Origin of the sequence: Pseudonocardia sp. ICBG1293, assembly GCF_020131355.1 — a bacterium.
In the GTDB taxonomy this organism is placed as follows: Bacteria; Actinomycetota; Actinomycetes; order Mycobacteriales; family Pseudonocardiaceae; genus Pseudonocardia.
The window spans coordinates 1-8400 of record NZ_JAHLEL010000081.1 but is presented as its reverse complement, the minus strand read 5'-3'; the positions used below and the strand labels follow the sequence as shown (position 1 = coordinate 8400).

The window sequence follows — 8400 nt, the reverse complement described above, 5'->3', positions numbered from 1 at the left end:
ACCACTGCCGGACCCGGTCAAAGAACATCGTTTACGCGACACTAGGTCTTAGATTGACGACGGTTGAAGGCGGTCTAACAGTGAGCTTCTCAGAGTCCGCGGTCTTAGCCCATTGGAAAGAGCATCGTGAGCAGTTCAGGCAATCTGAAACTCAGAGGGCGACACTTACTAACGTCCTGTTTGTTATTACTGCTGCTTTAAGCGCTGTCATTGCACAGCAAAAGTTCTCGCAGAGCATGATCGCCATTTGTGTGTTTATTATAGTATTAGGACTATTTGGGGCGCTCGCAGTTTCGAAGTACCATGAACGCGCTCGCTATCATCTCATGCAGGCGCGAGCCCTGACCGCTGCGTTGAGTAGAAATGGACTTCTTACCGAAAGAGCTCATCTGGATGATCAAAGGGATCGGCACTACGCAGAATTTCCGACTATCAGCAGAGTGCGTCTCCATCGTTTATGGGTATCGCTGCACATTGTCATATCCGCATACGGTGCCGCACTTCTAGTAATTTGCCTTTCAAATAGCTCCTGAGAACCAGGGGGCCTGCGGTGAGGTCGTCTCGATAACCATCTTTTTTAAGAATCTGGATTTGGGGCTGGAAGATCGCCAGTCGACTTGGCCCGACCTCGGATCGCTGGAACGGCATATCAGCTAGTCGAGCTGCTCGCTCATCCGATCCTGAATATACTCGATAATCAGAATCAAATCATGTACATCGTTTTGTGAGGTCGGGGGACCGCTTGCAGCGTGCGCGAGCCTGTTCCGGATCTCTTGGGCGAGGCGAACCCGTTGAATGATCTCCTCTTCAAGCTCTCCGATTTCGACCAAGTAAGAAGCCATTCGATGGGCGTTGTGACTATAGTCTAACCCGTGCGTTGTGCACATTTTCGCGAGTAGCCACTCGAGTGCTGTAAATGCCACAAGGTAGGCGGCCGCAGGGTGTTGGTTGGCAAGCCCCTTTGCACTAGAAACACGCGATGAAATCTCCGGCTCAGAGTCCAGTGATGGAGTCGGCTCGGGAACTAAGAGCGTCCGGCAGTAGAGGTGGCCGTGTGTCGGTGTTGGTAGAGACACGGACCTGCAAGTGATCATGGGATTGCTGATGTCCTGATGGTCGCCTGGAGAGTCCGTGCCTCTACCTGCAACGACACCCCCACGACCTCATTTGCCGGGCGCTCTAAACCTGTGCAACTCAGGCCTGAGTCATAGCCCCGGTCCAGGTGCAGGCACGGTCGCTCGGTCAGCGGCCCGATCATGTCGTAGATCCCGATCAGGGTCGGTTTCAGCAACGGCGAGTCGTGGTCATTGGCGCGGGCGCTGATCAGGTGCAGCGGGATCCCCGCACCGTCGCAGACCACGGAGCGTTTGGTGCCCTGTTTGCCCCGGTCGACCGGGTTACAGCCGGCGACCTCGCCACCGCAGGGAGCCTTGGTGATCGCTCCGTCGGCAGACAGATCGTCGAGGTCGAGACCGATCATCTGGTCATAGCCGGCCAGCGCGGCCCGAAGGACCTGCTCCCCGACGCCGGCGGCGGCCCACTGGGCGAGACGGCGGCGGATCGTGCGGTCCGAGCAGCCGGGGGTGGCGATGCGTTCGTAGCCGCTGCCGTGCACCAACGCCGCGAGCACGTGCTCGAACACCAGGCGGTCGGGGATACGGCGGCGGTGACATCCCCACGGATGGGCCGGGTCGAACTCCGGGCGCCGCTCTGCCTCGATCAGGGCAGCGAACTCGACCCAGAGGGGGTCGATCAGCGATTCTGGCAATAGAGGCACGGACCCTCCAGGCGACCATCAGGACATCAGCAATCCCATGATCACTTGCAGGTCCGTGTCTCTACCAACACCGACACACGGCCACCTCTACTGCCGGACGCTCTACGTCGCCGAGGACGCCGCCGAGCTGGTCACCGTCGAGTACGACGAGCTGGGTGCGGTCACCGCCGCGCGGGCCGCACTGGAGCCGGACGCGCCGCTGCTGCACGAGGACGCCGGGTCCAACGTCGCCACCGACCGCACCTTCTCCTTCGGCCCGGTGGAGCAGCGGTTCCGCGACGCCGCGCACGTGGTGACCGGCCGCTACGACTTCCCGCGCTACTCCTCGGTGCCGATGGAGTGCTACTCGGTCATCGCGCAGTGGAACGAGGGCGACGGCGGCCCGTCGGTCGAGGCCTGGGCGAACTTCCACGGACCGTTCTCGATGGTCCCGGTGATGGCCGGCGCGCTCGGGATCCCGACGTCGCGGGTGCGGCTGCACGTCCCCGCCGACATCGGCGGCAGCTTCGGGATCAAGGCGGGCATCTACCCCTACGTGGTGCTGATGGCGCTGGCCTCGAAGCACGCGGGCACGCCGGTGCGGTGGGCCGAGGACCGCGTCGAACACCTGATGGCGAGCTCCACCGGCGCGGACCGGGCGATGACCTTCTCCGCCGCGGTCGACGCCGACGGCACCGTGACGGCCCTGCGCACCGACCTGATCGACAACGTCGGCGCCTACCTGCGCCCGCCGGAGCCCTCCACGCTCTACCGCTGCTACGGCAACATCACCGGGCCCTACCGCATCGACGCCGTCGAGATCCGGGCCCGTGCCGTGGTCACCAACACCATGCCGACCGGGCTGAACCGGGGCTTCGGCGGCCAGCAGCTCTACTTCGGACTGGAGCGGCTGATGGACGCGGTCGCCTCGGCGACCGCCTGGACGTCGTCGAGGTGCGCCGGCGGAACCTGGTGTCGACGTTCCCGCACGAGACGGCGACCGGGGGCGTGTACGACTCCGGCGACTACGCCGCGGCGCTGGACCTGGCCGTGAAGAACGCCGACCTCGCCGAGCTGGAGCGCCGGCGCGAGACGGCCCGGGCCGAGGGCGCCTTCTACGGCATCGGCACCGCACTCGTCGTCGACCCGTCCGGCACCAACATCGGCTACGTCGGCCTGGCCACCCCCGCCGAGGACCGCAGGCCGGGCCGGGACAAGTCGGGGTCCACCGAGCACGTCCGGATGTCGGTGGACCTGCAGGGGATCGTGACCGTGCTGCTGGGCTCGGTCCCGCAGGGCCAGGGCCACGCCACCGTGGCGCGCAAGGTCGCGGCGCAGCGGCTCGGGCTGCCGATCGCGCAGGTACGGGCGGTCGTCGACATGGACACCGCGACCACCCCGTGGACGGTGACGTCCGGGTCGTACTCCTCGCGCTTCGCCCCGCTCGTCACGAGCGCGGTCGTCGCCGCCGCGGACACCATCGCCGCCACGGTGAAGGCCGCCGGGGCCACGCTGCTGGAGGGGGCCGACCCGGGTGAGCTGACCCTGCTCGACGGGAAGGTCGTCCACCCGGACGGCCGCTCGGTCGCCTTCCGGCACGCGGCCGGCGTCGTGCACTGGGACCCGGCGTCGCTGCCCGACGGCGTCCCCGCCCGCCTCTACGCCGAGGCCGAGTTCTCCCCGCGGGAGACCCGCGCGGCCACGGCGGACGACCGGATCAACTCCTCGCTCTGCTACGGCTTCGTGGCCGAGATCGTCGCGGTGCGGATCGACCCGGACACCCTGGAGATCGAGGTCGACCGGGTGTCCTCGGTGCACGACGCCGGGACCGTCCTCGACCAGACCCTGCTCGACGGCCAGGTCTACGGCGCGCTCGTGCACGGCCTCGGCGGTGCCGCCTACGAGGAGTTCACGCACGCCGACTCCGGGCAGCCGACGGCGGCGACGTTCCTCGACTACCTGTGCCCGACCAGCGCCGAGGCCGGGTTCGACCTGCGCACCGACCACGTGGTGACCCCGTCACCGCTGACCCCGCTCGGCGCCAAGGGCTGCGGCGAGGGGTCGTCCAAGAGCTTTCCCGTGGCCTACGCCAACGCCGTCGCCGACGCGCTGGCACCCCGCGGGATCGACATCACCCGCCTGCCGCTGCACGGCGAGGTACTGCACCAGCTGCTCACCGAGAAGGAGAACTCCTGACATGGCACTCAACGGCGGCGACGTCGTCCTGACCCGCGAGCACGACGGGCGGGTCGCCTACCTGACCCTGTCCCACGGCAAGTACACGGTCGTCACGATGGAGATGCGCCGGCTGGTCGCCGAGCGCTTCGCCGAGATCGACCGGGACCCGCAGGTCCGCGTCGTGGTGATCCGCTCCGACGGCCAGCACTTCACCTCCGGCGGCGACATCGCCGGGTTCATGGAGGTCGACCCGATCGACCTCACCGAGGGGGGGTGACCCTCGGTGAGGTCGATCGGTCGACCTCCATGAACCCGGCGATGTCGCCGCCGGAGGTGAAGTGCTGGCCGTCGGAGCGGATCACCACGACGCGGACCTGCGGGTCCCGGTCGATCTCGGCGAAGCGCTCGGCGACCAGCCGGCGCATCTCCATCGTGACGACCGTGTACTTGCCGTGGGACAGGGTCAGGTAGGCGACCCGCCCGTCGTGCTCGCGGGTCAGGACGACGTCGCCGCCGTTGAGTGCCATGTCAGGAGTTCTCCTTCTCGGTGAGCAGCTGGTGCAGTACCTCGCCGTGCAGCGGCAGGCGGGTGATGTCGATCCCGCGGGGTGCCAGCGCGTCGGCGACGGCGTTGGCGTAGGCCACGGGAAAGCTCTTGGACGACCCCTCGCCGCAGCCCTTGGCGCCGAGCGGGGTCAGCGGTGACGGGGTCACCACGTGGTCGGTGCGCAGGTCGAACCCGGCCTCGGCGCTGGTCGGGCACAGGTAGTCGAGGAACGTCGCCGCCGTCGGCTGCCCGGAGTCGGCGTGCGTGAACTCCTCGTAGGCGGCACCGCCGAGGCCGTGCACGAGCGCGCCGTAGACCTGGCCGTCGAGCAGGGTCTGGTCGAGGACGGTCCCGGCGTCGTGCACCGAGGACACCCGGTCGACCTCGATCTCCAGGGTGTCCGGGTCGATCCGCACCGCGACGATCTCGGCCACGAAGCCGTAGCAGAGCGAGGAGTTGATCCGGTCGTCCGCCGTGGCCGCGCGGGTCTCCCGCGGGGAGAACTCGGCCTCGGCGTAGAGGCGGGCGGGGACGCCGTCGGGCAGCGACGCCGGTCCCAGTGCACGACGCCGGCCGCGTGCCGGAAGGCGACCGAGCGGCCGTCCGGGTGGACGACCTTCCCGTCGAGCAGGGTCAGCTCACCCGGGTCGGCCCCCTCCAGCAGCGTGGCCCCGGCGGCCTTCACCGTGGCGGCGATGGTGTCCGCGGCGGCGACGACCGCGCTCGTGACGAGCGGGGCGAAGCGCGAGGAGTACGACCCGGACGTCACCGTCCACGGGGTGGTCGCGGTGTCCATGTCGACGACCGCCCGTACCTGCGCGATCGGCAGCCCGAGCCGCTGCGCCGCGACCTTGCGCGCCACGGTGGCGTGGCCCTGGCCCTGCGGGACCGAGCCCAGCAGCACGGTCACGATCCCCTGCAGGTCCACCGACATCCGGACGTGCTCGGTGGACCCCGACTTGTCCCGGCCCGGCCTGCGGTCCTCGGCGGGGTGGCCAGGCCGACGTAGCCGATGTTGGTGCCGGACGGGTCGACGACGAGTGCGGTGCCGATGCCGTAGAAGGCGCCCTCGGCCCGGGCCGTCTCGCGCCGGCGCTCCAGCTCGGCGAGGTCGGCGTTCTTCACGGCCAGGTCCAGCGCCGCGGCGTAGTCGCCGGAGTCGTACACGCCCCCGGTCGCCGTCTCGTGCGGGAACGTCGACACCAGGTTCCGCCGGCGCACCTCGACGACGTCCAGGCCGGTCGCCGAGGCGACCGCGTCCATCAGCCGCTCCAGTCCGAAGTAGAGCTGCTGGCCGCCGAAGCCCCGGTTCAGCCCGGTCGGCATGGTGTTGGTGACCACGGCACGGGCCCGGATCTCGACGGCGTCGATGCGGTAGGGCCCGGTGATGTTGCCGTAGCAGCGGTAGAGCGTGGAGGGCTCCGGCGGGCGCAGGTAGGCGCCGACGTTGTCGATCAGGTCGGTGCGCAGGGCCGTCACGGTGCCGTCGGCGTCGACCGCGGCGGAGAAGGTCATCGCCCGGTCCGCGCCGGTGGAGCTCGCCATCAGGTGTTCGACGCGGTCCTCGGCCCACCGCACCGGCGTGCCCGCGTGCTTCGAGGCCAGCGCCATCAGCACCACGTAGGGGTAGATGCCCGCCTTGATCCCGAAGCTGCCGCCGATGTCGGCGGGGACGTGCAGCCGCACCCGCGACGTCGGATCCCGAGCGCGCCGGCCATCACCGGGACCATCGAGAACGGTCCGTGGAAGTTCGCCCAGGCCTCGACCGACGGGCCGCCGTCGCCCTCGTTCCACTGCGCGATGACCGAGTAGCACTCCATCGGCACCGAGGAGTAGCGCGGGAAGTCGTAGCGGCCGGTCACCACGTGCGCGGCGTCGCGGAACCGCTGCTCCACCGGGCCGAAGGAGAAGGTGCGGTCGGTGGCGACGTTGGACCCGGCGTCCTCGTGCAGCAGCGGCGCGTCCGGCTCCAGTGCGGCCCGCGCGGCGGTGACCGCACCCAGCTCGTCGTACTCGACGGTGACCAGCTCGGCGGCGTCCTCGGCGACGTAGAGCGTCCGGCAGTAGAGGTGGCCGTGTGTCGGTGTTGGTAGAGACACGGACCTGCAAGTGATCATGGGATTGCTGATGTCCTGATGGTCGCCTGGAGGGTCCGTGCCTCTATTGCCAGAATCGCTGATCGACCCCCTCTGGTCGAGTTCGCTGCCCTGATCGAGGCAGAGCGGCGCCCGGAGTTCGACCCGGCCCATCCGTGGGGATGTCACCGCCGCCGTATCCCCGACCGCCTGGTGTTCGAGCACGTGCTCGCGGCGTTGGTGCACGGCAGCGGCTACGAACGCATCGCCACCCCCGGCTGCTCGGACCGCACGATCCGCCGCCGTCTCGCCCAGTGGGCCGCCGCCGGCGTCGGGGAGCAGGTCCTTCGGGCCGCGCTGGCCGGCTATGACCAGATGATCGGTCTCGACCTCGACGATCTGTCTGCCGACGGAGCGATCACCAAGGCTCCCTGCGGTGGCGAGGTCGCCGGCTGTAACCCGGTCGACCGGGGCAAACAGGGCACCAAACGCTCCGTGGTCTGCGACGGTGCGGGGATCCCGCTGCACCTGATCAGCGCCCGCGCCAATGACCACGACTCGCCGTTGCTGAAACCGACCCTGATCGGGATCTACGACATGATCGGGCCGCTGACCGAGCGACCGTGCCTGCACCTGGACCGGGGCTATGACTCAGGCCTGAGTTGCACAGGTTTAGAGCGCCCGGCAAATGAGGTCGTGGGGGTGTCGTTGCAGGTAGAGGCACGGACTCTCCAGGCGACCATCAGGACATCAGCAATCCCATGATCACTTGCAGGTCCGTGTCTCTACCAACACCGACACACGGCCACCTCTACTGCCGGACGCTCTTAGTTCCCGAGCCGACTCCATCACTGGACTCTGAGCCGGAGATTTCATCGCGTGTTTCTAGTGCAAAGGGGCTTGCCAACCAACACCTGCGGCCGCCTACCTTGTGGCATTTACAGCACTCGAGTGGCTACTCGCGAAAATGTGCACAACGCACGGGTTAGACTATAGTCACAACGCCCATCGAATGGCTTCTTACTTGGTCGAAATCGGAGAGCTTGAAGAGGAGATCATTCAACGGGTTCGCCTCGCCCAAGAGATCCGGAACAGGCTCGCGCACGCTGCAAGCGGTCCCCCGACCTCACAAAACGATGTACATGATTTGATTCTGATTATCGAGTATATTCAGGATCGGATGAGCGAGCAGCTCGACTAGCTGATATGCCGTTCCAGCGATCCGAGGTCGGGCCAAGTCGACTGGCGATCTTCCAGCCCCAAATCCAGATTCTTAAAAAAGATGGTTATCGAGACGACCTCACCGCAGGCCCCCTGGTTCTCAGGAGCTATTTGAAAGGCAAATTACTAGAAGTGCGGCACCGTATGCGGATATGACAATGTGCAGCGATACCCATAAACGATGGAGACGCACTCTGCTGATAGTCGGAAATTCTGCGTAGTGCCGATCCCTTTGATCATCCAGATGAGCTCTTTCGGTAAGAAGTCCATTTCTACTCAACGCAGCGGTCAGGGCTCGCGCCTGCATGAGATGATAGCGAGCGCGTTCATGGTACTTCGAAACTGCGAGCGCCCCAAATAGTCCTAATACTATAATAAACACACAAATGGCGATCATGCTCTGCGAGAACTTTTGCTGTGCAATGACAGCGCTTAAAGCAGCAGTAATAACAAACAGGACGTTAGTAAGTGTCGCCCTCTGAGTTTCAGATTGCCTGAACTGCTCACGATGCTCTTTCCAATGGGCTAAGACCGCGGACTCTGAGAAGCTCACTGTTAGACCGCCTTCAACCGTCGTCAATCTAAGACCTAGTGTCGCGTAAACGATGTTCTTTGAACGGGTC

The 8400-nt window shown here is 66.2% G+C and carries 7 protein-coding genes and 4 pseudogenes; 5 read left to right on the top strand and 6 right to left on the bottom strand.

Annotated features, from left to right (window positions below):
* On the top strand, positions 1-533 hold a 533-nt coding region (locus KPF47_RS36565), incomplete at its 5' end, for a hypothetical protein (RefSeq protein ID WP_224392953.1).
* 668 nt (positions 534-1201) lie between these two features.
* Here KPF47_RS36565 and KPF47_RS36560 read toward each other — a convergent pair.
* Positions 1202-1777 (bottom strand): annotated as a pseudogene (locus KPF47_RS36560) (IS5/IS1182 family transposase); the annotation flags it as partial.
* A 55-nt stretch (positions 1778-1832) separates the two neighbouring features.
* Between KPF47_RS36560 and KPF47_RS39560 the strand changes: the two are divergent.
* From KPF47_RS39560 to KPF47_RS36550, 3 genes are read left to right on the top strand one after another with little or no spacing between them, the layout of a single operon-like run.
* Complete coding sequence (locus KPF47_RS39560) at positions 1833-2810, top strand: molybdopterin cofactor-binding domain-containing protein (protein ID WP_308015585.1); 978 nt, start codon at positions 1833-1835, stop codon at positions 2808-2810.
* Positions 2711-3952, top strand: coding sequence for a molybdopterin cofactor-binding domain-containing protein (locus KPF47_RS39555; RefSeq protein WP_308015584.1), 1242 nt, complete (start codon positions 2711-2713; stop codon positions 3950-3952). Before KPF47_RS39560 ends, KPF47_RS39555 begins: the two co-directional genes overlap by 100 nt.
* Position 3953: 1 nt before the next feature.
* Positions 3954-4211, top strand: a complete 258-nt coding sequence (locus KPF47_RS36550; protein WP_224392952.1) for a hypothetical protein — start codon at positions 3954-3956, stop codon at positions 4209-4211.
* On the opposite strand, the gene KPF47_RS36545 is transcribed toward KPF47_RS36550, so the two are convergent.
* The 4 genes and pseudogenes from KPF47_RS36545 to KPF47_RS39540 all read right to left on the bottom strand — a co-directional run bounded on the left by KPF47_RS36545 (position 4195) and on the right by KPF47_RS39540 (position 6598).
* Positions 4195-4461 carry a hypothetical protein gene (locus tag KPF47_RS36545; RefSeq protein ID WP_224392951.1) on the bottom strand — a complete coding sequence of 89 codons (267 nt, stop codon included), beginning with the start codon at positions 4459-4461 and terminating at the stop codon, positions 4195-4197. The genes KPF47_RS36550 and KPF47_RS36545 overlap by 17 nt on opposite strands.
* Before the next feature lies 1 nt (position 4462).
* Positions 4463-5026: a molybdopterin cofactor-binding domain-containing protein gene (locus tag KPF47_RS39550; RefSeq protein ID WP_255661654.1), complete on the bottom strand. Its 564-nt coding sequence runs from the start codon at positions 5024-5026 to the stop codon at positions 4463-4465.
* Positions 5027-5088: 62 nt separating this feature from the next.
* A pseudogene (locus KPF47_RS39545) lies at positions 5089-5415 on the bottom strand (molybdopterin cofactor-binding domain-containing protein); the annotation flags it as partial.
* Positions 5388-6598, bottom strand: a pseudogene (locus KPF47_RS39540) (xanthine dehydrogenase family protein molybdopterin-binding subunit). The pseudogenes KPF47_RS39540 and KPF47_RS39545, both read right to left, overlap by 28 nt.
* 37 nt (positions 6599-6635) lie before the next feature.
* Here KPF47_RS39540 and KPF47_RS36535 point away from each other — a divergent pair.
* Positions 6636-7210: pseudogene (locus KPF47_RS36535) on the top strand (IS5/IS1182 family transposase); the annotation flags it as partial.
* 667 nt (positions 7211-7877) lie between these two features.
* Here KPF47_RS36535 and KPF47_RS36530 read toward each other — a convergent pair.
* Positions 7878-8400 (bottom strand): hypothetical protein (locus KPF47_RS36530; protein ID WP_224392950.1); only part of this gene is annotated, 523 nt, incomplete at its 5' end.

Bases quoted from the DNA above. Each gene is read 5' to 3' on its own strand.
- KPF47_RS36550 (WP_224392952.1), top strand. From the start codon at position 3,954: ATGGCACTCAACGGCGGCGACGTCGTCCTGACCCGCGAGCACGACGGG.
- KPF47_RS36545 (WP_224392951.1), bottom strand. From the start codon at position 4,461: ATGGCACTCAACGGCGGCGACGTCGTCCTGACCCGCGAGCACGACGGG.